This window comes from Pseudomonas batumici (assembly GCF_000820515.1).
Taxonomy (GTDB): domain Bacteria; phylum Pseudomonadota; class Gammaproteobacteria; order Pseudomonadales; family Pseudomonadaceae; genus Aquipseudomonas; species Aquipseudomonas batumici.
On the sequence record NZ_JXDG01000003.1, the window covers coordinates 391,320 to 416,898 of the forward strand.

Sequence of the window (25,579 nt, forward strand, 5' to 3'; positions counted from 1 at the left end):
TGCTTTGTGCAGATTCCCTTTTCTCCAGCCGCCGTCCGTCTACACTCGAATCATCCCCCGCGCCATAACGAGACCGTTATGCCCAGACTGACAGCCCTGCTTCTGTTGCTGCTGCTTACCTGGACCGCAACGGCTGGAGCGTTGAATCTCACCGATGAGGAACGTGACTGGCTCAAGGCCCACCCGCAACTGCGCCTGGGTGTCGATGCGTCGTGGCCACCATTCGAGTTCAGGGGGGAAGACGGCGTCTACCAGGGCCTGGCGGCCGACTACATCCACCTGATCGAAGACCGCCTGAACATCAAGCTCACCCCCATCGAACCGGTGAGCTGGACCGAGGTGCTGCAACTGGCGAAGGTGGGCCAGGTCGACCTGCTGCCTGGCATCATGTCGACCCCGGAACGGCAGGCCTACCTGTCCTTTACCCGCCCTTACCTGGATTTTCCGATTGTCATCCTCGCCCATGAAGGCGGCGCCAAACCCCATGACATGAAAGATCTCTATGGCCTGAAGATCGCCGTGGTGGAGAACTACGCGCCCCACGAGCTGTTGCGCAGCCATCATCCGGACCTCAACCTCGTGGCCCTGCCCAACGTCAGCTCGGCCCTGCAGGCCCTGGCCACCGACAAGGTCGACGCGGTCATCGGCGATCTCGCCTCCAGTGTCTGGAGCCTACGCCAGCTCAAGCTCGAAGGGCTCTACGTCAGCGGCGAAACGCCCTATCGCTACCAGTTGGCGATGGCCGTGCCCCAGGACCAGAAAATTTTCGTGGGCATTCTCGACAAGGTCATGGCCGACATGAGCGTCGCCGAGACCGAGGCCATCCAGAAACGCTGGGTGGGCAACATCCCGATCAACCCCTCTTCCTGGACCGACCTGCTGCTCTACGGCCTGCCCGGCTTCCTGCTGCTGGTCAGCGTGCTGGCCGTGGTGATCCGCATCAACCGCCGCCTGAGCTCGGAAATCGCCCGGCGCGTGGCCCTCGAGCAGGAACTGCGTAGCAGCGAATACCATTACCGCGGCCTGGTGGAGAGCCTGTCGGCCATCGCCTGGGAAGCGCGGATGGACTTCACCTACACCTATGTCTCGCCCCATGCCGAAGCCTTGCTGGGTTATCCGCTGGCCCATTGGCTGATTCCCGGATTCTGGCGCAGCATCACCCACCCCGCCGACCTGACCCGTGCCCAGGCGTTCTGTGACAAGGAAATAACCGAAGGGCGCGACCACACCCTCGACTATCGGGTGATCAGCGCCGATGGCCGCACGCTATGGGTGCGCGATCTGGTCAGCCTGATCGAACACGACCACGAGCCACTCATACGCGGCCTGATGATCGACATCAGCGAAATCAAGCGCACCGAGGAAGCGCTGCGCCTGTCGGAACAGAAATTCGCCTCGGTCTTCCAGCAATGCCCAGACATCCTGGTCATCGCCCGCCTGTCCGACGGCCACCTGCTGGAAGTCAACAAAGCCTTCGAGGAACAGATAGGCCTGAACGCCCGGGACGTGATCGGACGCACCGCCACCGAGCTCAACATCTGGGCCGTCGACGGCGTGGGCGCGGGATTACTACAACGCTTGCAGGGCGGCAGTATCCGCAACCTGGAAATGCCCTTCAGACGCAGCAATGGCCAACTGTTCACCGGCCTGATCTCCGCCGAGCCTTTCGAACTCGACACCACGCCCGCCCTGGTGGTGGTGGTCCGGGACATCAGCCAGCTCAAGCAAACCCAGCAACAACTGCAAACCTCCGAAGAGAAGTTCGCCAAGGCCTTCCATGCCTCCCCCGACGGTCTGCTGCTGAGCCGGCAAAGCGACGGCCTGCTGCTGGAAGTCAACGACGGTTTCAGTCGCCTGACCGGCTACAACAGCGCCACCTCGCTGGACCGTTCGACCCTGGACCTGGGCCTGTGGGTCAACCTGAACGAACGCAAGCACCTGCTCGAACTGCTGCATCGCGATGGTTTTGTCCGTGACTTCAGTTGCCATATCCGCCGCAGCGACGGGCAGGTCCGCCTGTGCGAACTCTCCAGCCGGCCGCTGCCCATCGGCGGCGAGGACTGCATGCTGACCATCGCCCGGGACATCACCGAGCGCCACGTCATGCAGGAAAAGCTGCAACAGGCCGCCACCGTCTTCGAAAGCACCGCCGAAGGCGTATTGATCACCGACACCCAACAACACATCAGCGCGGTCAATCGGGCCTTCAGCGAAATCACCGGCTACAGCGAAACCGAAGCCCTGGGCCATACCCCGCGCCTGCTAGCCTCCGGCCAGCACGACAGCGCCTTCTACGCGGCCATGTGGCACCAACTGACTGCCGAAGGCCATTGGCAGGGCGAGATCTGCAACCGGCGCAAGAACGGCGAGCTCTACCCCAGCTGGCTGACTATCAGTGCCGTACGTAACCGCGATACGGTGGTCACCCACTTCGTCGCCGTGTTCGCCGACATTTCCAGCCTCAAGCATGCCCAGGCCCGCCTGGACTACCAGGCCCACCACGACCCGTTGACCGGCCTGCCCAACCGCAGCCTGTTCGAAAGCCGTCTGCTGGCCGCGTTGCACAGCCAGACCGAAAACGGTGGCCAGGGCGCCGTGCTGTTTCTCGACCTCGACCGTTTCAAGCATATCAACGACAGCCTCGGCCATCCGGTCGGAGACCTGTTGCTCAAAGGCATTGCCGTCCGGCTCAAGGACCAGTTGCGCGACATCGACACCGTGGCCCGGCTGGGCGGCGACGAGTTCATCATCCTGCTGCCGGGCCTGCACCAGGCCAGCGATGCCCTGCACCTGGCCAACAAGCTGCTGGGTTGCTTCAGCGCGCCATTCCAGGCCGGTGAACACGAGTTCTTCATCAGCGCCAGCATCGGCACCAGCCTCTACCCCAAGGACGGCAACGATGTCGCCACCTTGATCAAGAACGCCGACGCGGCGATGTACCGCTCCAAGGCCAAGGGCCGTAACCGGGTCGAAAGCTACACCCGCGACCTCACGGCCCAGGCCAGCGAGCGTGTGGCCCTGGAGCACGAACTGCGCCGGGCCATCGAGCGCCAGGAACTGCACCTGCTCTACCAGCCGAAGATCAGTCTCGACGGCGGGCAACTGGTGGGGGCCGAAGCCTTGATTCGCTGGCAGCACCCGACCCTTGGCGAGGTGCCACCTGAGCATTTCATTCCGTTGGCCGAAGAGAACGGCATGATCCTGCAGATTGGCGACTGGGTGCTGGAGCGCGCCTGCCGGCAGATGCAACGCTGGAACAGAACCCATCGCGACTTCGGCCCGCTCTCGGTCAACCTCGCCGGCGCGCAGTTGCGCCAACCGAACCTGCTCGCGCGGATCGAACAGTTGCTCAAGGATTACTGTCTCGAGCCCGGCTGCCTGCAACTGGAGATCACCGAAAACTTCATCATGAGCCAGGCCGAGGAGGCCCTGGAGGTCCTGCACCAGCTCAAGCGCCTGGGGGTGCAATTGGCCATTGACGACTTCGGCACCGGCTATTCGTCGCTGAGCTACCTCAAGCGCCTGCCGCTGGACGTGCTGAAAATCGACCAATCGTTCGTTCGCGGCCTGCCGGATGATCCCCACGATGTCGCCATCGTCCGCGCCATCATCGCCCTGGGGCGCAGCATGCAGTTCATGGTGATTGCCGAGGGTGTGGAGAACCAGGCCCAGCAGGCTTTCCTGGCCGCCGAGGGTTGCGAACAGATCCAGGGCTACATCGTCAGCCTGCCGTTGCCGGCCGAAGAATTCGCCGCGACTTTTCTTCATATGACGCTTTCGGAGTTTTCGGATAGCACCCGCGAGAAACCATCGCTATAATTCGCGGCCTACTGAGGGCCTATAGCTCAGTTGGTTAGAGCAGAGGACTCATAATCCTTTGGTCCACGGTTCAAGTCCGTGTGGGCCCACCACCTCTGAAAGCCGCGCATTGCGCGGCTTTCGTCGTTTTTGCCCCTAGTCAGATTCCCTGCCTGAAAATCGAAAAGGCAGCTTTCCGTCCACAAAACGTCCACATCTGAAAAAACGCCGGCACATCGAACTCAAGGCTATAGCTCTTCCAGTGAAACCTTAACTCGTTGGGGAGCTGCCAATCGCTCTCGCACCGTGACGTCCTCGGTCATCAGAATGAGCTTAAACGGCAGCTGGCCGCGCTCTGCTACGTACTGCAAGGCTTGACGCACCAGCTCGGAAGGAGTGACACCGAGTTTTTCCAGCTCATGGTAAGCACGTGCTTTGAGGTCGTCGTCAATGCGGACGTTGATGGATGCCATGGGATACCTCTCGCTGTAATGACATTTGTCATTACAGCGAGACAAAAAGGCCTTTTTTGCAGGCCCGTACGGTGGCCGTTCAGCTTGCTGATCAGCAACCCAACTGCAGCATGCGCCACTTCAATCAAAAGGGTGGTCGTCTAATGCCGCCGAGGCATGTTGGGGTGAGGGCCCCCCCTCAAGCAGCGCATCCACCACAGCCCGCGCCATTTCTACCGAGTGAAGCATGCCCCAGAACAGAGACCGCTCCACCGGGTTCGTATGCAAGCTGATTTCGTCACCGTTCAGTTCGGCGACTTCGAGCAATTTCGACACGTAGGTCAGCGCGTCCTGAGCGTTGACGCCAGGCTGGATGGCAAAAATTGTGGGTCTGAGAGGGTCAGCGTAATTGACGGTTTTGGATAGGGTTAACGCGAGGGTATCGAGCAAGCGGGCTGTATCGGGCCGTGCCGATTTCACAGAGCTGTTGGCACTTTTGGACGTGGGAGGCGGATCGGGGGTGATTTTCTTGGTCATGAGTAAAACTCCTTCCGAATTACTTGAGAGGAGTTCGCCAATTTTCTCTTGTCCAGTGAAAAGGTGGCGAACTGTACGCGGGTGGACAAACCGGGGGATTAGGACCCGGCACACACAAAGTGTCCCACGCACAGCCCGCCATAACGCAGGCACAACGACACCGTTCTCACGGCGTTGTGCGATTAATCCTAAATAAACCACGGGTGTCCAGTCCGCATCGCTGATTTTGCAGCGACAGTTCAACACTAGACGCCGACCCGGGCGGAATCAACGAGTCGAGCGTACGAAAAGTTAACGTGATGGCCTTCTCTTTTCCCTATTTGAGGGGGGAAAATTCATGACCGAGCATCGCGACTGAGTGCAGCCTTGCATCGATCTTGGACTTCTCCTCTTACCGAGGGGGCGGGAAGAAAGTTTGCGAATTTTGGGCATAAAAAAACCGCCTTTAAGGGCGGCTTTTTTGACACTTTACTTTCACAGGAAACGGTATTAGCCGTGTCGCCGAGGTAGAGTCCTGCTCTCTTTGCTCGACCATGTACGGCACATCGTATTGTCAGTTGACGCCTGTGTCAACTCGTCTGGTTTGTCAACGGAGGGTGTCAGCAGTGGCTTACTGAGCGTTCTCTGCATCAACAGCACGACAGAATTCTAGCTCTTCATCGTAGTCAAGCCCCATGGATGCCGCCCAGTTTTTTGCCAGAGCTTCAACTGGAGCGAGTTGTGCCAGCTCGGCAGTGCGGGCAGCCAGATCTGCGCTCAACTGGTTGATGGTTTCTTGCAGTTGATTGGCCCTGATCTCGGCCTGCAGCATGTCGTTGTAAGGCACGTAGCCTGAGGCGCCGACGGCGTGAATCAGGGCTGCTTTCAGTAGCTTTGTTTCAGATTTGCTCAGCGCGACAGTGTAATTGACGTTCCTGCCGGAGTTCTTTCCTCCGCCAAAATAGCTGATGGGAGGGAGAATGCGCTGCACAGAGACACACTCAAGCATGCTGCAGAGCACATAGCTATCTTTTCCGCTGTTTTGGTACCGAGGCATTTTGTCCAAAGTTGTCTGCTCAATCTTGAAGGCAGACTTGTCGCCTGGGGTTGTCGGTGACGACGTTACAGGCGCCACTTGAACCAAATTGCCAGAAATCACTTTCACAACGACAGCGAGCCGCCGCTTGTGCATTTCGGCCTCAAGCAGCGTATCCATGTATCGCTTATTGGTCTTGCTGCTAGCGTCGGTACGTCCAGTCTGTTGGACAAACCCGTAGTCCACTTCGATCAGCGTTCCTTGGCGACCTAGAAGCTTATGAGCCGTTTGGTTTTTGTTTTTCTTCAGCGTTTGATTGAGGAAGACCTCTTTTGACACGTCGTGCCTTTGAATCAGGACTGAGAATACGGCTGGCCCCTGGGTGGTGGCTGGTGTGGCTGTAACAGACTTCAACCTCCAGAGGTGGTTGCTGACGTTGACGAAGCATTTGGTGATGAATACTGGATGCGGGGTTTTACCGGGCTTAGGACGCGGTATACCAGGCATCAGCGCTTCGCGGATATCATCGTAAGTCTCCATCCCCAGCAAGACTTGGCTAGGCGCACCCGTAGTGTTGTCGATCACTGTTTCGAAATAGCGGACAACAATCGTTTGCATGTGCGCCCCTGGTACGTTGATAACAGCGCACATTTTGTCTGTCAGTTAGTATGAAAGGGAAGGGTGGTGCAGTAGTTTGCAATAATTTTGCTCACCCTTGCTTGGATTGCCTTCATTGCGCGGTCTGGGTGCTGTGCTGATTACTACAATCCTGCATGCCACGCATCTTTCGATATTTCTCAACGCTGTTTTGAATTTTCTGCGGTCGCAAATATCACTAATTATGGATTCCAATAAATAACGAATTGTCCTACGTATGGTGCGCCATGCGATGAATCGAAGGAAATGAGCGGCAACCACTAGGTGGTAGTCTTGAAGAACCCCAAGGGCTCATTGATCCTGGAGCCGAGGAGCGAACGGTGAGGATTTGGTTACTACGTTGTCACCTGGTATCCGAGACGGCGCGCTGAGGGGACCTTGGTCGGTACGGTTGCCAGGTCCGCCAAAACTGCATAAAAAAGGCGCTCGATGAGCGCCTTTCAAAATGTTATTGAGGAGTAGTCGCAGCGATTCTTTAGCTCCGGATCATTGCTGACCGTGGGTTCAGAATCCGACCAAAGCCTTGGTCGTCACTACTTCAGAGAGCGCCAGTTCTCTGCTGCCGAAGTTCTGGGGGGGCATTACTGGAGCCCAAGCCCAAAGATGCGCAGTTGCAGTCCTCGCCGATCATTTTTAAGCGAGTTGTCAACACTGTCAACATGCTTGACCTCCAGGGGCGTCAAGCTCCCTGCGCTCAGGTACTTACTGCGGTTCGAGATATGTGATCAGGGTTTTGATTGAGTGATTGGGTCACAACCCTGAATAAGGTAAAATTTTTTACCTTAATTTGAGAAAAGGTGACCGATTTATTTTCTGCCTTTGTCGAGATCCACCGATCTCACCGATAGCCCACGCCACCACTACCCCCCTATCTGTCAGCTCATATCCGAAAGCCGGCTATAGGCCTTGCCTCACTCTGCACTTGGGAAACATCGAACAGCCCCAGAATTGCTGCCCTGCCTTCGGACCAGAGTGCACGGTGCGGATCACCAGGTCGCCGCCGCATTTCGGGCATTGCCGCTCGGCTGTTGGGTCGCTACGGCGTTTCAGGTTTTGCACATGTTCGCGGTGAGTCGCGAGGGATGGAGTACGCCGGCTGGTTTGCAGGGCACGCATGAGGGCGTCGACCTCGGCCTCTGTGAATACCTTCTGCTGGAATGACTTCATGTAGCGGATAAAACCAATGCCCTGGGTGACGTTGGCCGGCATCTGAGTCTTGAAGGTGCTGCTACCGACGAAGGTGATGACCGAGTGCAGGTGCTCGGCGCTAACGCCAAGTGTGGCTTCCAGGGCTTTGAGGTGTTTGTAGTTCTGCCGAAGTGGGTTCTGGAACTTGAACGTGCGTTTGTAGAGCTTTTGCGTCCACTGTGGCTGCTGCTCGCCGCCAAAGATCCAGCCACTCATGTTCTTCGTTTCCAGCACGAAGATTCCGTAAGGCGAGAGGAAGACGTGGTCGATCTGCGTGGTGCCGTCAGGTGTGCTCAGGGTGACGTTGTGCAGGCTGCGGTAGGTCTGCTTATCCAGTTGCCAATGGGCGAACAGACGCACCAGGAGTTCGCCGATGTGACCCTTGGCCCAGGGCGACTTGAGCAGGCCGATCAGCAGCATCAGTGGGATGAACCAACCAAGCATGGCCCAGACCTGCGCGATGATGGGGGTGAGGCCCATAACCATCATTCTGTTTGAGCCATCGACGCAGGCGGGAAAATCACTTCCTTGGTGTCGAGGTTTTTGATGCTCGATTGCACCTTGATCTCAAGAGACTCCCGACCGGGCGGCCCTTTGATACTTTCGTCGGTTTGGAATGTCACGACGTAGCGCTGCCCAGGCTGGAGCTCAACGTCAGTCGCGGCAAAATTGCACATTGCCCCTCCGGTGCCCAGGGCATTCATCGAGAGCCAACACCACTGCAGGGAGTGTTTACCGGGCTTTAGCTTCAGCGCCTGTTCGCCCGAGACATCCAGTATGGATCGGCGCCCGGCGCCCTTGATCCGCTGACCATCCACAGCGGTGGCGAGCAACAGTCGATGAAAGGGCACGCCCAAGGCTCGATATCGGATCGTATCGAAGTACACGAGCGCGGCATCGGTGGTGTTGTCGGACAGGTCGTAGGGCGTGAGCCGTTCAGGGGCCCAATCGCCTTGATAATTCTTGTAGTGGTAGTCCGAACAGCCGCCCAGCCATGCGACTGTGAGAAGCAGTGCCGCCCATTTAAGTGGCGTCATTGCATAGCGTCTGAACATAGGTCGTCCTTGAGGTCGAGTACTGATTCCTTCAGTGCTGAGCGGTTGTAGCGCCGCTAGCCGCGGTTTTGGCGTTGGTGGCGCAGGCGCTACAGGTTGCGAATCCAACGACCCAAAAGCGTGAGCCATCATATTGGCATTATCGGTGTTTAGAAAGTCGGAATTGACCAGTACTTTCTCTGGCGCTCCCTGCTGTAGGGAATGTGCTGCTGTTCAGGGGCAACAAAGCCCCTGGTGAAGTCGCACAGTAATACATCGCCCTGCTTTGGGTGGTAGTAGAGAGTCATCCTTGATCCCCGTAAAAAGCAAAGCCGCCCGAAGGCGGCCGCAATCGACACGCAGTTGAGCTTGCATCGCCCTTTCTGCGCCGCTGGATCAACCCAGTAGGGATCCAGACTCCTGCCAGCTCTCGCTGGTGACGTCTCAATGATGGTGTGGTTTTTCGAGGTAAAAAAACCGCACGATTTGAGCATGCTGACTGTGGGTCAACCTAGGCTTGGCGGGTATATTGGGCCGCATTGTAGGCAGGTGTATGAGCCCGTCAACGTCGCGCTGATGTGAAATTGTAACGGGTATGCGTACAGGGCCGTTCACGGTCTTGAAAGCAAAGCTGAAGCTACGGCTGGTCTAGGAATACGTGTTTTCCATGATCGGTACGCCAATGCAACGGACGAGGATCAATATTTTCGGGGCCATTTTAGAAATGAGTAGAAAATATTTTCTCAGATGTGGACGTTTTAAAGCCTCACCAGGTTCGTGATGCTCGGGCTTTCCTTGAACAAGCAGGGGTTACCCCATGAGCGTGATGAATTACCAGGGCTATGCCGCCCGAATCGAGTACAGCGAAGAGGACGGCCTTTTTGTAGGCCATATCGCAGGCATTAAAGATGTCGTTGGATTCCATGGCGAGTCGGTTCAGGTGTTTCGAGCGGCGTTTGAGGAGGCTGTCGTCGATTACCTCGACACTTGCGCCAAGCTCGGTCGTGCGCCCTAGAAGCCCTACTCCGGAAATCTGAGCCTGCGACTGGCTCCGGCTCTTCATGCCACAGTGGCTATGAAGGCATAGTTGGCTCACAAGAGCATCAATCAGTGGGTTTCCGATGCCCTGGATCGCGAAGTCCACGCCGGCCCCTTCTCACTCCAGGTGCGCAGCCGTCTCAATAGGCTGGGCGGCTCATAACTGACCTTCAATCGGCATGATCGTGGTGTCGATGATCCTTGACGATGCTTGATTATTAATTATGATTAACTATGAATCGAAATTCATCGCGATGGTTGGTCGCAATATCCGAAGCGACCATCTATCTAGCGAGAGTCTGCTGGCTCTCGCAACACAGGAGTCACCCACCATGGCAGCTACCGCGAAAACCCGCTCCGTCACGGCTCACGTCCCGGTGCAGTTGGCCGAGAGGATCGATTTGATGGCCGAGCGGCTGGAGCGCTCCAAGAACTGGATCCTCAAGCAGGCCCTGTCCGCCTGGATAGACCAGGAAGAAGAGCGCAGTCGCCTGACTCGCGAGGCTCTGGCCGATGTGGATGCCGGTCGTGTGATTGACCACCAAGCGGTCCAGGCTTGGGCCGACAGCCTTAGTACTGATACCCCGCTGCCGGTACCGCGCTGATGGAGTTGAAGTGGACCAGCAAGGCGCTTTCAGACATTGCTCGGCTTTACGAGTTTCTGGCTACAGTGAACCGGCCCGCCGCCGCGCATACGGTTCAACAGCTCACGGCGGCTCCAGGCATACTGCTGACTAATCCGCGCATTGGTGAACGGCTGGAAGAGTTCGAGCCACGAGATGTGCGCCGAATCCTGATCGGCCATTATGAAATGCGCTACGAGATTCAGGACTCCACCGTCTATTTGCTGCGACTGTGGCATACGCGTGAAGATCGATAGGTCGCCCTCGATTGATTGAGAAGGGCGCCTTGGATTATTTAGAGCTCAGCACGTTGTCAATCTGCAAGTAATTCAGAGCCACATACGGAATGGTAAGCCTCCTGAATTCGAACGTTGTCGATCATTCCTTCCGTAGAGAATAGGCAGGAACCCGTCAAAAGCTGCCGTGGTGACAGGCAATAGACGACCCATAGCAGCCAGTCGGCATAACAGTTTTCAACCAATCGCCGGAACAATGTGGCTGCTTCACCCAACCCCTTCTCGTATCATCAGCGCCTTCGCATCTGGAACGAACTGTGTGAAATCGCCAATTGGAAAAGCTCCGGCTGCCCCTGATGGGACGAAGTGGGACGTAGGCGAGGCTGTCAATCAGCTCTCGTGGGACGACTTGCGCATCATCAAGACGCTCAGTGATTGCGGCAATCGTTCGGCTACGGCCAAGAAGCTTGGCATCAATGTATCCACCGTTTCGCGCCGAGTTACTCAAGTTGAGCGAACGCTCGGCATCGCGCTGTTCGATCACCGCAAATCAGGGTATCTGCTCACCGCCGAGGGTGCTGAACTGCGAGCACTCGCCGAGCGAGTGGAGCTGGATATCGTCAGCGTCACGCGGCGTGTTTCACGTTCAGGCCAAGGCCCCCTCGGGAAACTTCGAATTACCACCAGCGACTCGCTGCTGCTGTACTTCTTCACCCCCATCATCGCGGACTTCAAGGCCCTGAACGAGGGGATCACCATCGAGGTGCTGGTGGGCAATGAAACCCTTAGCCTCGCCCGGGATGAATCGGATATCGCGATTCGAGCGACGAGAAAACCTGCAGAAAGCCTGGTGGGACGTAAACTGGCGAACATTGCCTGGGCACCTTACTGCTGCGCCAAGCAGATGACTGCCTTGCCCCTTTTCGAAGAGGGCCAGGCATGGGTGTCATACTCCTCAGCGCTCGGTGGTTTGAAGGCGACAAGCTATGTCGAAAGCAGAGTCGCTGCTGAGCGCATAGCGTACCGTACCGATTCTGTTGCAGCAGCAAGTGCTGCAATCGCGGCGGGTCTGGGATTTGGATTCCTTCCCTGCATGTTGGGCGACATAACCCCAGGGTTGGTACGCGCCGGCCCGGTGGTGCCAGAGCTTCAGGATGAGTTGTGGCTGCTGACTCACCAGGACATTCGAAAATCGTGGCGAGTCAAAGCATTCATGACCTTCTGCGCCGCTGCCGTGGCCAGTCAAAAGCCCTTGGTCGAGGGGCAATTGATACTCCCGGTCACCTAGATCGAAACCGGGAGTGCAGCTCAGATGTCTCGGGCGCCAATCACGGCCTTGCACACGATCTCAATCAGCTGCGGACGCTGGGCAAGTCTCGACACCCCAATGATATTGCTCGCGCATTGAGGCCGCTCAGTGCCATAGGCCGCCTTGCGCACTTTGCCGACTACCGCGAACGCAGCGTCCATGTCCAGCACATAAAGCGTTTCCTCGACAACATCTTGCATAGTTGCGCCATACAAGGCGAGCAGCTTCGAAATGTTGTCGTAAGAGACCCGCATCTGCTCTCCCATCGAAGAGAAATCACTGGGCTTACCGTCGGCGTTCAGCGGCGCCGGGGCTACCAGATTACCTTCCTCATCATGGTTGAATTGACCTGATACATGGATCTCGTTTCCTACCCGCCGTGCCTGCGGATAGCCATACGCCTCTTCCCAGGAGACGCCCCAGTAGGCGGTCTGCTTGTTGAACGGTTGTGAAGCTGCCATTGCATTCTCCTGCACATGAGGGATCGGCTGATCCAAAAGGGTGGACGAATGCTAGCAGTGCAATCGAGTATTTTATGGCTCAAAAATGAGCCAGCATAAGCGCAAAAATGCGCCACCGACAGGCAACTTGTTTCGTTATCTTTTGCTCGCCCTCAGCAATGACGCTGAGGAGCGCACTCGTGGCTGCGGTGTTGCCTGCAAGGTGCGGGCCCCGAGACTTGTGCGACTGAACATCTTCGAGCTGAAAGGAAACAAAAATGAACAATCCTAAAACTGAAGTCCTGACTCCACTGAATAGCCAACTGATCTTCATCGACCACCAGCCCCAGATGGCCTTTGGCGTTCAGAGCATTGACCGGCAAACGCTGAAAAACAACACAGTTGCCTTGGCCAAGGCAGCGAAGATTTTTAATGTCCCCACCACCATCACCACGGTTGAGACAGAAAGCTTCTCGGGTCACACCTATCCCGAGCTACTCGCTGTGTTTCCGGACGCCCCGCTGCTGGAGCGCACCTCCATGAATTCCTGGGATGATCAGAAAGTACGCGACGCACTCAAGAGAAATGGTCGCAACAAGATCATCGTCTCCGGCTTGTGGACCGAGGTATGCAATGCCACCTTCGCCCTGTCGGCAATGAACGATGCCGGCTATGAAATCTATATGGTCGCAGACGCCTCGGGCGGCACCACCAAAGAAGCCCACGATTACGCCATGCAGCGCATGATCCAGGCCGGCGTGGTACCGGTGACCTGGCAGCAGGTGCTGCTGGAATGGCAACGGGACTGGAAGAACCGCGACACCTACGACGCCGTAATGGAACTGGTAAAGGAACATTCCGGTGCATATGGCATGGGCGTCGACTACGCCTACACCATGGTGCACAAGGCGCCTGAGCGCGTTCAGCATGGCCCTACTTTGGCGCCTGTCGCTGCATCTGTCTGAGCCATCGCCAGCCCCTGCCCCAGGGGCTGTTCACAGACTTGTGAAGGGTGCGCAGTCGACTGAACCGAGTCAACGAGCCTGGCCTGGAACCTCAAAGGACTTCCAACGCCCAGCGCTGCTCGAGTCAGGCGCTCGCATCCTGTTACCTGGATTGATGGATGTGTATGAACAAGGACAAATCTACCGTGCTGGCGACTCTCACACTGGCTTCAACAGGACGACTCAAATCCTGGCAGATAAGAACTGCCAAACAACTGATGCTGGACAGGCTGGATACCGGCATTTCTGTGACTGAACTAGCCGAAGCTTGCGCGTTGTCGCGCAGTCACTTCTCCCGCATGTTCAAGGAAAGCACCCGGATGTCCCCGCAGCGATGGTTGCGTGAACAGCGGGTCATGAAGAGCAGAGAGTTATTGAAGGCTTCCACGAAGTTGCTCACAGAGATCGCACTGGAATGCGGCTTCTGCGATCAATCTCACTTCTGCCGCACATTCGTGAAAGCTGAAGGCATGACACCGAAAGCTTGGCAGCAACAAGCAATCTGCCCGATTCCGGTCGCTGCTTGAAACGGTAAGGCATTACCAGCGCGCGGGCGATCCCAAGCGGACTGAGATGTAACCCCCTTGAAAATCAATTTGTTACTGCTACAGACGAGTCTTTAAAAAACTTGCGCACTAAGTTATTGCGCCACAATTTATGTTGCTAACAACTCCCCCTACGAAAACATTCAAAAGTGAGGAAAGCCATGAAAGTTCTCTATACCGCAGTCGCAACCGCAACCGGTGGTCGTGATGGCCGAGCCATCTCCAGCGACAAGAACCTCGACGTGAAACTGACCACTCCGAAGGAATTGGGCGGTGCCGGTGGTGATGCCACCAACCCTGAGCAACTGTTCGCCGCGGGTTACTCGGCCTGCTTCATCAGTGCACTGAAGTTCGTCGCCAGCCAGAGCAAACGCAGCATTCCAGCCGACGCCTCGATCACTGCGCGGGTCGGCATTGGCCAGATCCCAGGCGGCTTTGGCCTGGATATCGACCTGAACATCAACCTGCCAGGCCTGGAGCAAGCCGATGCACAAGCGTTGGTGGGGGCGGCCCACCAAGTGTGCCCGTACTCCAACGCAACCCGTGGCAACGTCGATGTCCGTCTGCACGTCACCGTCTAACTTCCCGCCTCACCAGAAACAGGAGATATGAAATGAACGCTTTGACCAAAACACTCGTTGGCTCGCTCCTTGCCTTGTCGATCGGTAACGCATTCGCTGACTCTGGCGTCGAACACAACACCCAGGCATTCCTCGATGCATTGAACTCAGGCAGTGGTAAACCCATCGAGCAGCTTTCGTCGAAGGACGCCCGCGCGGTACTGACCGGCGCTCAGGCCGGGGTAAAACTGACACTGCCCAAGGCGGATGTCAGCGAGAAAACCATCACCGTCGACGGCCAGGACATCAGCTTGACCATCGTGCGTCCGGCGGGTGTGAAGGGAACCTTGCCTGTGTTCATGTACTTCCACGGCGGTGGTTGGGTGCTCGGCGACTTCCCGACCCATGAGCGCCTGGTGCGCGATCTGGTCGTCGGGTCCGGGGCGGTGGCGGTGTTCGTCAATTACACCCCGTCCCCTGAAGCGCACTACCCGACGGCGATCAACCAGGCCTACGGGGCAACCAAATGGGTGGCCGAGCACGGCAAGGAAATCAATGTCGACGGTAAGCGCCTGGCGGTAGCGGGCAACAGCGTCGGCGGCAACATGGCAGCCGTGGTCAGCCTGATGGCCAAGGATAAAGGTACCCCGGCCATTAAGTACCAGGTGCTGCTGTGGCCAGTGACCGACGCCAACTTCGAGACAGCGTCGTACAACCAGTACGCCGAGGGGCACTTCCTCACCAAGAACATGATGAAGTGGTTCTGGGACAACTACACCACCGATCCCAAGCAACGTGCCGAGATCTACGCCTCGCCGCTGCGCGCTACCACTGAGCAGTTGAAAGGCCTGCCGCCAGCGTTGGTCCAGACCGCGAGTGCCGATGTGCTGCGTGACGAAGGGGAAGCCTACGCGCGTAAACTGGACCAAGCCGGCGTGCCGGTCACTGCGGCGCGCTACAACGGCATGATCCATGACTACGGCTTGCTGAACGTGGTCAGCCAGGTTCCGGCGGTACGTTCTGCAATGCTGCAGGCTTCCGAAGAGCTGAAAGTTCATTTGAAGTGACCCCCCACTCAAGATCGGAGATGTATGCCATGAACAGGTAATCACCGCCGGAAACGAAAAACCCGCTAAACAGCGGGCTTTTTCGTTTCCGGTTGGCATTGGGGTACGCGCTCCAGACCGGAAAATCGCAGTACCCCTAACATACCCTCGGGGAAGGGGGATTTTGTTGGACCCCGATGGAGGGTCCTGGAACGAAAAAACCCGCCAAAGGGCGGGTTTCGGGGCTTCCAGAGCATTCGCTGGAATGCAATGGAGCCTAATATGGTGCCGGCACCAGGAATCGAACCCGGGACCTACTGATTACAAGTCAGTTGCTCTACCATCTGAGCTATACCGGCGTGCTAGGGCGACGATTATAGCGATTGAGGGGGTTCTGTAAACCCCTGATATCTGACTATTTTTGCAGGGCCTGCCGCAAAGGGATCCGCCTGTGACGACAATCCAGGGCATTGTCCTGGCCGGTCGATCGCGCTGGCAGGATAACCGCCTGCCGTGTCACCGGATTCAGACGGATACCCTGTTCCACTTACAGGCCTCGAGACAGCCCCAGGTCCTGTCAAACCCCGCTTTTTATCGCTTTGATCAACGCCTCACTCAACACCTGCGCCGGCCCCACTTGCACGCTCTGGGTGTAGAACGGTGGCAGGTTTTGCGCCAGCTCCGACAGCGCCTGCGCCGTGGTGTCTCCCGGTAGCAGCACATATTGCAGGTTCGACGGGTAGCTCTGCGGCACCGGCCCTTCCATGGTCGAGCCGTAGGCGCCCAAGGTCATCACGGCTTGTGCCGTGGTCGGGTCCGGCGCATAGAGGAACACGAAGGTGCCGTATTTCGGATGGGTGAGGTATTGCTCGGCCTCGGCACGCACCGCGGGGTCCTTGTCGTTCATCAAGGTCCAGCGCATCACCGCGTAACCACGGGTGGTCTCCATGAAGGCGGTGCGGATCGGCGATTGGCTTTCGTTGCCGCCCAGGCACACCAGCAGGTTGCCGAACGGGTCGAGCAACGCCACCGAGTTGAACACACCCGCCTGTTGCGCCGTCTTGAGCAGTGGCGGGGCCAGTTCAGGGCCAGGGTCGCGTGGATTGGGCGCGGTGACGCTCAGCGCGTACGGGCTCAGGGCCAGCAGCGCCTTGCGCACCGGGCTGTTGGGCGGCAGGGTGGCGGGGTTCTTCAAGTGCGCAGGGTCGACGCCGCTGTTGTTGCTGGCCTCACGCACGGTATTGACGCTCGCGTCGAAGATCGAGGCGGTCAGGTAATACGCCGCGGAATCGATGCTTTGGCCACCAAATACCGGTGTCTTGGAGCCCTGGTAAGCGCGGTCGACCGGAGGTTTGACGGCGTAATAGGCCCAGGTTTTTTCCGCCTGCTGACGAAGCTTCGGCGGCAGGGAAGGGAAGTTGAACTCGCTGTTGTAGTTGATCCCGGCATAGCTGTCGATGGCGCTGACCGCGACGTTGAAACCGGCGGTGAGCAAGGAACCGGCGCACATCGCGCAAGGGTCCAGGGTCGTCACGATGGTCAGTTGTGCGGGCGGCGGCAGCTTGAGTTCGGCGGCGTTGGCGTAGTACCAGTCCACCAGTTGCCGCTCACCGTGGGCCGTCGGGTCGTGGGGTAGGAAATAGGGCTTGGCGCTACCCGGAAACGGCATCAGCACGTTGTTGTGCATGGCGGCGATCACTGTGCCGGTGGCGTTGTCGATGATGGCGCCACCGACGGCGAAAGTCTGTTGCAGTGCGGCGAGTATGGATTGGTTGGCGACGAGATCTACGGCTTCCTGTGCGCTCTTCACTGTGCTCATGTTGCTCCGCTCCTTGCTGTCCTTTTCACCGGAAGATTCCGGCGTTTTCAGACAATAGTTCAGGACGCTTCAAACACAAGGACGGTGGGAGGCCTTGGTACTGATGGCAGGCGGTTATGTGCTTTCGCTAGAACGCTTATGCACAACGAATTGGTCGATGAAACAAATAATCAGCTAATTTGTGGAGCGGTTCTCATTTGTTCGCAACTCGCTGTTTTTCAGGTGTTTTTATTGGGTGAGTGAAAAGTGACCAGTCGCGCTTTTGCTCCGCAGAGGCCGTTTTCAGCGGTTGTCGGCTAAAAGCATCAACAGAGTTATCCACAGGCTGTGGGATGTCATGTGACCGTTAGTCGCGCTCTGCCAGCAGCATCAGGTTGCGTGGGGTCAGCGGGCTTTCGCAGAACTGGCCCAGGCGAACGCCGTAACCCTGTTCTTCGAGAAACAGTGCACGGTCGAGCACCAGCCAGAGTTCCAGTGGGCGGCGGAACAGGCCACGGACCAGTTCCAGGTTGCGCACCTGTGCCAGCCGTTGCCAGCCCGCGGCCTCCAGTTCTGCCCAATTCTGTTCGCCCACTGTGGATAACGTCTTGAGCGCGGCCAGGTCGCGGCAGTAGTCGGCGAAGGGCTTGTCGAGCCAGGCGCTGGGCAGCGAGGGCGTGGGCAGGTAGTCGTCGGTTTGCCGCAGACGGCGTTGCAGCAGGTCGAACGCCAGGCGGCGGGCCATGGAGCGGTCGCGCTGGCGACGCACCCGGGCACCGGCGGTGACGGTTTCGCTCAGGGGCAGGGCGAGGTCGTCCAGTGATAGAGGCAGGGCCGAGGCCTTGGCGGCGGCGGACAGAGGCTGGTAGTCGGCAGTGCTGATGCGGTTGTAGCAGCAGGGGGCAATCGCCAGTTGCCGGCAGCCGGCGCCGCTGGCGAGTTGCATCAGGCGCACGTGCAGGTCGCCGCAGGCGTGGAGGGCCACCGGGGTGTGGTCGGCGCTCAGGCGGGCGGCGGCATCAACGGCCAGGACATCTTGTTGGAGGTGGGTGACCGGCAGGCGATGGTGCTGGCTGAGCTGCTGGCCGCTGGCGATCAGGGCCGGGTCGTATTCCAGGCAGGTCAGGTATTGGCCGGGTTGCAGCAGGCGGCGCCCGAGATGGCCTTTACCGGAGCACCAGTCGAGCCAGTGGGTGGGTGATTGAGCGAAGTCGAGGCGGGCGGCGAAGGCTTCGATCTGTTGCCATTTGCGCCCGGGGACGTCGACGTTCAGACGCTGATGGGCAGGGGGCAGGGCGCTGTCGGGGAGTGTTCCGATTGCGGCCAGCGCCGCGGACTCGGCCGCCAGCGCGGGAAAGGGCGCGGGGGCGGTGAGGTGTTCCGGGTGGTTGTGGCTGGCTTCGGCGTCGTCGAGGCTGCGTTGGCGTAGCCAGGCGGAGAGTTCCGGGTGTTGGGTTTCCCACGGCAGGTGCAGGTGGGTGAAGGGGCGCGGGCGCCAGAGGTGCTGGTGCGCCGACAGGAATGCGTCCAGGGCCTTGAAGCGGGTTTGGAGGGCGGGGCCTTGGAGGATTGCAGGCATTTGGGGTTCCGAGTTGGCGTCTTCGCGGATAAACGCCAATGTAAAGCAGCCATGGAACCTGTGGGAGCCGGCTTTCTGGCGGTGACGGTGGTGAATGTTACACCGCAATCGCCAGCAAGCCGGCTCCTACAAGAGACCGCGTTCAGTCTGTTTATCCGCAGGGGATTTTAGGTCCTCCGCGCAAGCACGTTTAGCGCCCCTGACAGGCGTCAACCCGCATCCAGCGCTCCAACTGCTTGAACGCCTGCACCAGCAGGAACGAGATCACCAGGTAGAACACCCCGGCGGTGAAGAACATATCTACCGTCAGGTAGTTGCGCGCAATGATGGTCCGGGTCATGCCGGTCAGTTCCAGCAAGGTCACGGTACTCGCCAGCGAGCTGGCCTTGAGCATCAGGATCACTTCGTTGCTGTAGGCCGGCAGGCCGATCCGCGCCGCGCGGGGCAGGACGATGTAGAACAGCGCCTTGGCCCGCGACATGCCCAGGGCCCGGGCCGCTTCGATCTCGCCCGGCGGGATGGCCTGGATCGCGCCGCGCAGGATTTCGGCGATGTAGGCGGTGGTGTGCAAGGTCATGGTCGCCGTCGCGCACCAGAACGGATCGCGCAGGTAAGGCCACATGAAGCTGTCACGAATCACGTCGAATTGCGCCAGGCCGTAATACACCAGGAACAACTGCACCAGCAGCGGCGTACCCCGGAAAAAGAAGATGTAGCCATAGGGCAGCGCCCGCACATACCAGAGCTTCGAAGCCCGGGCGATGCCCAGCGGCACGGCCAGGATCAAGCCCAGCACCACGGCAATGCCCACCAGTTCCAGGGTCAGGACCGCGCCCTGGTAGAACTTCGGCAGCCATTTGAAGATGACTTCCCATTCCATTATGTGGTCCTCACAAAACCGCGCGCGGCGCGTTTTTCCAGCAAATGCATGCCGGTCATGGCCAGGATGGTCAGGCCCAGGTACATGAAGGCCGCCACCAGGTAGAAGGTGAACGGCAGCTTGCTGAACAGCACCGCGTTCTGCGCCTGGCGCATGATTTCTTCCAGGCTGATGACCGAGACCAACGCGGTGTCCTTCATCAGGATCATGAACAGGTTGCCCAGCCCCGGCAGGGCGATGCGCCACATCTGCGGCATGATCAGCCGGGTGAAGATCCGCACCTTCGACATGCCCAGCGCGACCCCCGCTTCACGATGGCCCTTGGGAATCGCCAGGATCGCGCCCCGAAACACTTCCGTGGCGTAGGCGCCAAAGCACAGGCCCAGGGCGATCACCCCGGCGGCGAACGGGTTCAAGGCCAACTCGGGATTACCGAAGGCCTCGCCCAGGGCGCTCATCAGGTTGACGGTGCCGTAGTACATCAGCAGCACCCAGAGCAGTTCCGGCACGCCACGGACCAGGGTCGAATAGGTGCTCCCCAGCCATTGCAGCGGTTTGTACGGTGAAGTCTTGGCCAAGGCGCCGAGCAGCCCGAGCACCAGTCCCAGGCACAGGGCGCAGAGCGCAAGCTTGACGGTCATCAGCGCGCCGGCGGCGAGCGCCGGGCCGAATCCATAGAGGTCGATATTCATGGGCAGAGGCAGGCTTTACCAGGGACAGCCGGCACCTGGCGTCGAGGTGCCGGCCATCGGGGCAGGTCAGAGGATGCTGAACGGGAAGTACTTGTCGTTGATCTTCTTGTAAGTACCGTCGGTGATGATTTCCTTCAGCGCGGCGTTCAGCTTCTCACGCAGTTCGTTGTCTTTCTTGCGCACGGCGATCCCGATCTTGTCGCTTTCTTCCACCGGGTCGCCCTTGAACTCGTAAGGCTTGCCGGCGTCGCTCTTCAGCCATTCGTAGTTGACGTACTTGTCCGCCAGGATGGCATCCAGGCGCCCGGCCTGCAGGTCGAGGTAGGCGTTTTCCTGGGTGTCGTAGAGCTTGATGGTGACGTCGTCGCCCAGGTGGTCTTCCAGCCAGCTGCCGGCCAGGGTCGAGCGCTGCGCGCCGATGATCTTGCCCTTGAGCGAGGCTTTGTCGGTCTTGAACTCGGCGTCTTTCTTCGCGGCGATGAATTGCAGCTTGTTGGAGTAGTACGGGTCGGTGAAGTCGACGGCCTGCTTGCGTTCCTCGGTGATCGACATCGAGGAGATCAGGAAGTCGAACTTCTTGGTCTGCAGGGCGGGAATGATCCCGTCCCAGTCGGACGTCACGACGCTGCATTCGACCTTCATCTTGGCGCACAGGGCGTCGCCGATGTCCTTGTCGAAGCCCACGACCTGGCCGCTGGCATCCTTGTTGTTGAACGGAGGGTAGGCGGCCTCGATGCCCATTTTCAGGGTTTCGGCGAAGGCGCTGGCGCTGAAGGCCATGGAGACGGCAGCGGCCAGGAGGAATTTCTTGCAGGTCTGCATACGTGTAGCTCCGTTAGCGGTTGCTGGACATGAATTGTTTGCAGCGCGCCGACAGCGGGTTCTCGAACACCTGCTGCGGGGTCCCTTGTTCTTCCACCAGGCCCTGGTGCAGGAACACCACTTCACTGGACACCTGGCGGGCAAAGCCCATTTCATGGGTGACCAGCAGCATGGTGCGGCCTTCTTCGGCCAGGGCGCGGATCACGTTGAGGACTTCCTGGACCATTTCCGGGTCGAGGGCCGAGGTCGGCTCGTCGAACAGGATGACCTTGGGCTGCATGGCCAGGGTGCGGGCGATGGCTGCGCGCTGTTGCTGGCCACCGGACAACTGGGACGGGTAGGCGTGGCGCTTGTCGGCGATACCGACCTTGGCCAGCAGGGCCTCGGCCACTTCGATGGCCTCGGCCTTGCTCTGGCCGAGCACCCGGCGCGGTGCCTCGATGATGTTGTCGAGGATGCTCATGTGCGGCCAGAGGTTGAAGTTCTGGAACACGAAGCCGATTTCGCTGCGCAGGCGGTTGATCTGCTTGCCGTCGGCGGCCACCAGCTCGCCGTTCTTCGCGGCCTTGAGCTTGAGTTCTTCGCCGTTGACCAGGATCTGGCCCTGGTTCGGGTTCTCCAGCAGGTTGATGCAGCGCAGGAAGGTGGACTTGCCGGAACCGGAGGAACCCAGGATCGAGATCACATCACCGTCGCGGGCGGTCAGCGAGATACCTTTCAGTACCTCGAGCTCGCCGTAGCGTTTGTGCAGGTTGCGGATTTCCAGCGCGGGCGTGGCCTCAGCCATGTGCGGTCCTCATGGTGTTCTGTCGTGCTCCTGCTAGCGGCGGCCTTCCTGGCGAGCGCCAAGCTAGCATAGGGAAAAGCCGGCACAGGGCGGATGGGTGACAGGTTGTCGCATCGGCACAGCAGTCTGTCGCCCCGCCAACAACCGAACACCTGTTTGATCCGTATGCCTGACCAGGCAGTCGCTTGAAAAAAGGCGCGATGGTGCCAGCTTTGGCCAGGGGTGGGAAGGGTAAACCCGCTAAGCGGGCATAGGCTCGCCCTGAAATGGGGCGTTACGTTATTTTTTTGAGTGTTTCTGGTGCGAGAGACGGGTCGAAATCTGGGTGTCTCGGTAACGTCTTGGCAAATAGCCATTAATCTCAAAGGGTTACGATTTCGCGCTACACAGGCTTCCAGGCCGCGGAAACCGGGGTTGTGTAACATTTTGGCGCAATTATTGCGTAAAAAATAAAATACGCCCCCGTTGGATTCCTTCGACAAGGTTTCCGATGTGTAGGGCGCGCTCTTCACTGCAAAGGTAGTCTCAATGAGCAGTACGCATACTTCCAACAATCTGGAGCAAGGGCTCAAGCCGCGGCATGTGACCATGCTGTCCATTGCCGGGGTGATCGGGGCCGGGCTGTTTGTCGGTTCCGGACACGCGATCGCCGAAGCCGGCCCCGCCGTACTGATGGCCTACGCCGCGGCCGGGACCCTGGTGGTACTGGTGATGCGCATGCTGGCCGAAATGGCCGTGGCCTCGCCGGATACCGGTTCCTTCTCGACCTACGCCGACCGTGCCATCGGGCACTGGGCCGGTTTCACCATCGGCTGGCTGTACTGGTGGTTCTGGGTGCTGGTGGTCCCGCTGGAGGCCAACGCCGCCGCGACCATCCTGCATGCCTGGTTCCCCAATGTGGCGATCTGGGCCTTTACCCTGATCATTACCTTGTTGCTGACCGCGACCAACCTGTTCAGCGTGAAGAACTACGGCGAGTTCGAGTTCTGGTTCGCGCTGATCAAGGTGATCGCGATCATCGGCTTTATCGTGCTGGGCGTGCTGGCGATCTTCGGCCTGCTGCCTACCAGCCAGGTCAGCGGTGTGGCGCATCTGGTAGACACCGTGGGCTTCATGCCCCATGGCCTGGGCGCGGTGCTGGCGGCCATGCTGACCACCATGTTCTCGTTCATGGGCACGGAAATCGTCACCATCGCTGCCGCCGAATCGAAAGATCCGGGCAAGCAGATCTCCAAGGCCACCAACTCGGTGATCTGGCGGATCGGCCTGTTCTACCTGGTGTCGATCTTTATCGTGGTGGCGCTGGTGCCGTGGAATGATCCGAGCCTGGCGGCAGTCGGTTCCTACCAGACCGTGCTCGATCGCATGGGTATTCCCAATGCCAAGCTGATCGTTGACCTGGTGGTGCTGGTGGCGGTGACCAGTTGCCTGAACTCGGCGCTGTATACCGCCTCGCGGATGCTCTTCTCCCTCGGCAAGCGCGGCGATGCGCCGGCGGTGGCCAAGCGTACCAATGCCAGCGGCACGCCTTACTGGGCGGTGATGATGTCGACGGCGGCGGCCTTCCTGGCGGTGTTCGCCAACTACTTCGCGCCGGCAGCGGTGTTCGAGTTCCTGTTGGCCAGTTCCGGTGCCATTGCGCTGCTGGTGTACCTGGTGATCGCGGTGTCGCAACTGCGCATGCGTCGTCAGCGCATGGCCAAGGGCGAGAAGATCGACTTCAAGATGTGGCTGTTCCCGGGGCTGACCTGGGCGGTGATCGTGTTCATCGTCGCGGTGTTGACCGTGATGCTGTGCCAGGAAGCCCATCGCGTCGAGATCCTCGCCACGGGCCTGCTCAGTGTGCTGGTGGTGGCCGCCGGTTTGCTGGTGGCGCGCCGTCGGCGGCTCGAGAAGGCCGGGCGGGTGGTGTTGAATTGATGACCTGATGGGTGGCGGCGGAGCTGGCGTGGTTTGTCTGTAGGGCCTTCGGTGATAGTGAGGGCCCCATCGCCAGCAAGCCGGCTCCTACAAGGTTTGCGTCATACGCAAAATCTGCGCATGACACCGGACTGTAGGAGCCGGCTTGCTGGCGATGGTCGTGAACGATGACGCGGGGCATCTGATGCGCCGCGGCTCGGTCAGCCGGCGGCTTTCTGCAGCGCCTGCGACGCCGCCACATAGTCGGCCTGGAAGGCCGGGCTTTCGATCCAGGCCAGGGCCGCTTCCTCGGTGGCCTCGGTGGACCACTGGCGGTACTCGATCAGTGCCGAAAGGATGAAGTCCGTCGCCTCTTCCTCGCCTTCTTGTTCCAGTACCAACTCCAGCAGCGGGTCCTCCAGGAACACGCTGCACATGGCCTGCTGGCTGCTGTGCTCGGCGTCGCGCATTCTCTTGAACAGGTCGGTCAGGTCGACCGCGGTGAAGTCGATGCGGTCGTCGTCCACCGGCAGCGACTCGACCGGCTCGCTGGCGCGCCGGGTCCGGTTCTGCTTGGCCTTGGCTTTCGCCCGTTGCGCGCGTTTGTCTTGCTTGTTCTGGGATGCCATGGACTCGGGTGCTTTCACAAGGAGGTAAGCGAGGAATTATCCCCGTGAACCGCCACAATGCCAATCTTCCCCGGTGTTCCGGCCATCAGCTCGCCCTTCTGCAGCCAGTTCAGCGCAATCGGCCAGAGCTTTTCCTGGTACTGGCTACGGAAGAAGGCGAAATGTCCTACCTCTGATTCATCGATATCTTCAGGTGCAAGGCGCAGGTGAGTGCGGGCGCTGGCGCTGAAGTACGCCAGCAGCCGTTCGATGGCGGCGACCGTGCCGAACGGATCGTCGGTCAGGCTGACGGCGAGGATCTGCGCCTTGACCCGGGAAAACGGCAACGCCGCCAGCTTGCGTCCGCTGGGGCGTTTTTCGTAGCGCGCGGTCGGCGTGCTCCAGTCGCGCACCACGCCGGCGGGGGTGTCCTCCAGCCAGCCGAGGCGCTTGCCGGGGAAATAGCCGTAGAGGCTGGTCAGCAGCGGCATGATCAGGTGCCACTTGCCGAACATCTTCCAGCGAGTGTCGGGCGCATAGTCGCGCCAGTAGGCGAATTGCGCGCCGACAGTGACCACGCGGCGGATCAGTTGACCCGAAGCCGCCAGCCCGACCGCGCAGCCGCCGAAGCTGTGGGCGACGACATCGATGGGCTGGCCGGGATAGTCACGCGCGGCCCGTTGCAGCATGGCTTCGAAATCCAGCGCGCCCCAGTCGGTCCAGGAGGCGTTGAGCCCGCGCAGCGTGGCCGGACGCGATTCGCCGATGCCGCGATAGTCGTAGGTGATGACGTCCAGGCCATGGTCGAAGAGGTAGTCGGCAAAGCGCGAGTAATGGCGGCAGCGCACCGAGGTGGCGGCGTTGATGATCACCACGGCGCGCGTGCGGCCTGTGTCAGCGTGGCGCCAGGCGAACCCGCCCAGCGCGAATCCGTCGGCGGCTCGCTCAGTAAAGGGCTCGGCGCGGGTGGCCGTGGGCGAGAGGCATGGCTGACTGCTGATCGAACTCATTGGACGGCTCTCCTGGCATTGA

The 25,579-nt window shown here is 59.3% G+C and carries 23 protein-coding genes, 2 tRNA genes and 1 pseudogene; 11 read left to right on the plus strand and 15 right to left on the minus strand.

Going from position 1 to position 25,579, the window contains the following annotated elements; all coding sequences use genetic code 11:
• Window positions 1-78 precede the first annotated feature (78 nt).
• Together UCMB321_RS02115 and UCMB321_RS02120 are read left to right on the plus strand one after the other, a co-directional pair.
• Window positions 79-3,819 (plus strand): bifunctional diguanylate cyclase/phosphodiesterase, encoded by a 3,741-nt coding sequence (locus UCMB321_RS02115; protein ID WP_040063463.1) that lies wholly within the window; start codon window positions 79-81, stop codon window positions 3,817-3,819.
• A gap of 15 nt (window positions 3,820-3,834) precedes the next feature.
• Window positions 3,835-3,911, plus strand: a tRNA-Ile gene (locus UCMB321_RS02120).
• A 135-nt stretch (window positions 3,912-4,046) separates the two neighbouring features.
• Here the strand turns inward: UCMB321_RS02120 and UCMB321_RS02125 are convergent.
• From UCMB321_RS02125 to UCMB321_RS02145, 5 genes are all read right to left on the minus strand, one after another.
• Window positions 4,047-4,271: a type II toxin-antitoxin system RelB/DinJ family antitoxin gene (locus tag UCMB321_RS02125; protein WP_040063464.1), complete on the minus strand. Its 225-nt coding sequence runs from the start codon at window positions 4,269-4,271 to the stop codon at window positions 4,047-4,049.
• A 120-nt stretch (window positions 4,272-4,391) separates the two neighbouring features.
• Complete coding sequence (locus UCMB321_RS02130) at window positions 4,392-4,787, minus strand: hypothetical protein (RefSeq protein WP_040063465.1); 396 nt, start codon at window positions 4,785-4,787, stop codon at window positions 4,392-4,394.
• A 610-nt stretch (window positions 4,788-5,397) separates the two neighbouring features.
• Window positions 5,398-6,420 (minus strand): type II toxin-antitoxin system PemK/MazF family toxin, encoded by a 1,023-nt coding sequence (locus UCMB321_RS02135; RefSeq protein ID WP_040063586.1) that lies wholly within the window; start codon window positions 6,418-6,420, stop codon window positions 5,398-5,400.
• Window positions 6,421-7,356: 936 nt separating this feature from the next.
• The gene (locus UCMB321_RS02140) at window positions 7,357-8,127 is read right to left on the minus strand and encodes a nuclease-related domain-containing protein (RefSeq protein ID WP_040063466.1); all 771 of its coding nucleotides are present in this window, start codon (window positions 8,125-8,127) and stop codon (window positions 7,357-7,359) included.
• Window positions 8,128-8,132: 5 nt separating this feature from the next.
• A complete protein-coding gene (locus UCMB321_RS02145; RefSeq protein ID WP_040063468.1) occupies window positions 8,133-8,702 on the minus strand; it encodes a hypothetical protein in 570 nt (189 codons plus the stop codon).
• A 796-nt stretch (window positions 8,703-9,498) separates the two neighbouring features.
• On the opposite strand from UCMB321_RS02145, the pseudogene UCMB321_RS02150 reads away from it, so the two are divergent.
• The 4 genes and pseudogenes from UCMB321_RS02150 (at window position 9,499) to UCMB321_RS02165 (ending at window position 11,866) form a co-directional block, all read left to right on the plus strand.
• A pseudogene (locus UCMB321_RS02150) lies at window positions 9,499-9,882 on the plus strand (type II toxin-antitoxin system HicB family antitoxin).
• Between the two features lie 169 nt (window positions 9,883-10,051).
• A complete protein-coding gene (locus tag UCMB321_RS02155) occupies window positions 10,052-10,324 on the plus strand; it encodes a CopG family ribbon-helix-helix protein (protein WP_040063587.1) in 273 nt (90 codons plus the stop codon).
• Window positions 10,324-10,599 carry a type II toxin-antitoxin system RelE/ParE family toxin gene (locus UCMB321_RS02160; protein ID WP_040063469.1) on the plus strand — a complete coding sequence of 92 codons (276 nt, stop codon included), beginning with the start codon at window positions 10,324-10,326 and terminating at the stop codon, window positions 10,597-10,599. The genes UCMB321_RS02155 and UCMB321_RS02160 overlap by 1 nt, the downstream gene beginning before the upstream one ends.
• A 298-nt stretch (window positions 10,600-10,897) precedes the next feature.
• Window positions 10,898-11,866: a LysR family transcriptional regulator gene (locus UCMB321_RS02165; RefSeq protein ID WP_209437116.1), complete on the plus strand. Its 969-nt coding sequence runs from the start codon at window positions 10,898-10,900 to the stop codon at window positions 11,864-11,866.
• A 20-nt stretch (window positions 11,867-11,886) separates the two neighbouring features.
• On the opposite strand, the gene UCMB321_RS02170 is transcribed toward UCMB321_RS02165, so the two are convergent.
• On the minus strand, window positions 11,887-12,348 hold the full coding sequence (locus tag UCMB321_RS02170; protein ID WP_040063472.1) for a RidA family protein: 462 nt from the start codon (window positions 12,346-12,348) through the stop codon (window positions 11,887-11,889).
• A gap of 257 nt (window positions 12,349-12,605) precedes the next feature.
• Between UCMB321_RS02170 and UCMB321_RS02175 the strand changes: the two genes are divergently transcribed.
• The 4 genes from UCMB321_RS02175 to UCMB321_RS02190 all read left to right on the plus strand — a co-directional run bounded on the left by UCMB321_RS02175 (window position 12,606) and on the right by UCMB321_RS02190 (window position 15,503).
• The gene (locus UCMB321_RS02175; protein WP_040063473.1) at window positions 12,606-13,292 is read left to right on the plus strand and encodes a hydrolase; all 687 of its coding nucleotides are present in this window, start codon (window positions 12,606-12,608) and stop codon (window positions 13,290-13,292) included.
• A gap of 164 nt (window positions 13,293-13,456) precedes the next feature.
• The gene (locus tag UCMB321_RS02180) at window positions 13,457-13,858 is read left to right on the plus strand and encodes a helix-turn-helix domain-containing protein (protein WP_040063590.1); all 402 of its coding nucleotides are present in this window, start codon (window positions 13,457-13,459) and stop codon (window positions 13,856-13,858) included.
• A 179-nt stretch (window positions 13,859-14,037) separates the two neighbouring features.
• Window positions 14,038-14,457 (plus strand): organic hydroperoxide resistance protein, encoded by a 420-nt coding sequence (locus UCMB321_RS02185; RefSeq protein WP_040063474.1) that lies wholly within the window; start codon window positions 14,038-14,040, stop codon window positions 14,455-14,457.
• Between the two features lie 32 nt (window positions 14,458-14,489).
• Entirely contained in the window at window positions 14,490-15,503 is a 1,014-nt protein-coding gene (locus UCMB321_RS02190) for an alpha/beta hydrolase (RefSeq protein ID WP_040063475.1), read from the plus strand.
• A gap of 262 nt (window positions 15,504-15,765) precedes the next feature.
• Here UCMB321_RS02190 and UCMB321_RS02195 read toward each other — a convergent pair.
• The 7 genes from UCMB321_RS02195 to UCMB321_RS02225 all read right to left on the minus strand — a co-directional run bounded on the left by UCMB321_RS02195 (window position 15,766) and on the right by UCMB321_RS02225 (window position 22,040).
• Window positions 15,766-15,841: transfer RNA gene (locus UCMB321_RS02195), tRNA-Thr, on the minus strand.
• A 218-nt stretch (window positions 15,842-16,059) separates the two neighbouring features.
• Window positions 16,060-17,301 (minus strand): nucleoside deaminase, encoded by a 1,242-nt coding sequence (locus UCMB321_RS02200; protein ID WP_040063476.1) that lies wholly within the window; start codon window positions 17,299-17,301, stop codon window positions 16,060-16,062.
• 346 nt (window positions 17,302-17,647) lie between these two features.
• On the minus strand, window positions 17,648-18,859 hold the full coding sequence (locus tag UCMB321_RS02205) for a methyltransferase (RefSeq protein ID WP_040063592.1): 1,212 nt from the start codon (window positions 18,857-18,859) through the stop codon (window positions 17,648-17,650).
• Window positions 18,860-19,049: 190 nt separating this feature from the next.
• Window positions 19,050-19,739 carry an ABC transporter permease gene (locus UCMB321_RS02210; protein ID WP_040063477.1) on the minus strand — a complete coding sequence of 230 codons (690 nt, stop codon included), beginning with the start codon at window positions 19,737-19,739 and terminating at the stop codon, window positions 19,050-19,052.
• Complete coding sequence (locus UCMB321_RS02215) at window positions 19,739-20,431, minus strand: ABC transporter permease (protein WP_040063478.1); 693 nt, start codon at window positions 20,429-20,431, stop codon at window positions 19,739-19,741. Before UCMB321_RS02215 ends, UCMB321_RS02210 begins: the two co-directional genes overlap by 1 nt.
• A 66-nt stretch (window positions 20,432-20,497) precedes the next feature.
• On the minus strand, window positions 20,498-21,253 hold the full coding sequence (locus UCMB321_RS02220) for an ABC transporter substrate-binding protein (protein WP_040063479.1): 756 nt from the start codon (window positions 21,251-21,253) through the stop codon (window positions 20,498-20,500).
• A 13-nt stretch (window positions 21,254-21,266) separates the two neighbouring features.
• On the minus strand, window positions 21,267-22,040 hold the full coding sequence (locus UCMB321_RS02225) for an ABC transporter ATP-binding protein (RefSeq protein ID WP_040063480.1): 774 nt from the start codon (window positions 22,038-22,040) through the stop codon (window positions 21,267-21,269).
• 528 nt (window positions 22,041-22,568) lie between these two features.
• Here UCMB321_RS02225 and gabP point away from each other — a divergent pair.
• Window positions 22,569-23,960 (plus strand): GABA permease, encoded by a 1,392-nt coding sequence (gene gabP, locus UCMB321_RS02230; RefSeq protein ID WP_040063481.1) that lies wholly within the window; start codon window positions 22,569-22,571, stop codon window positions 23,958-23,960.
• A gap of 200 nt (window positions 23,961-24,160) precedes the next feature.
• Here the strand turns inward: gabP and UCMB321_RS02235 are convergent, their stop codons facing one another.
• Together UCMB321_RS02235 and UCMB321_RS02240 are read right to left on the minus strand one after the other, a co-directional pair.
• Window positions 24,161-24,568 (minus strand): hypothetical protein, encoded by a 408-nt coding sequence (locus UCMB321_RS02235; protein WP_040063482.1) that lies wholly within the window; start codon window positions 24,566-24,568, stop codon window positions 24,161-24,163.
• 14 nt (window positions 24,569-24,582) lie between these two features.
• Complete coding sequence (locus UCMB321_RS02240) at window positions 24,583-25,557, minus strand: alpha/beta hydrolase family protein (protein ID WP_040063483.1); 975 nt, start codon at window positions 25,555-25,557, stop codon at window positions 24,583-24,585.
• Window positions 25,558-25,579: the final 22 nt, after the last annotated feature.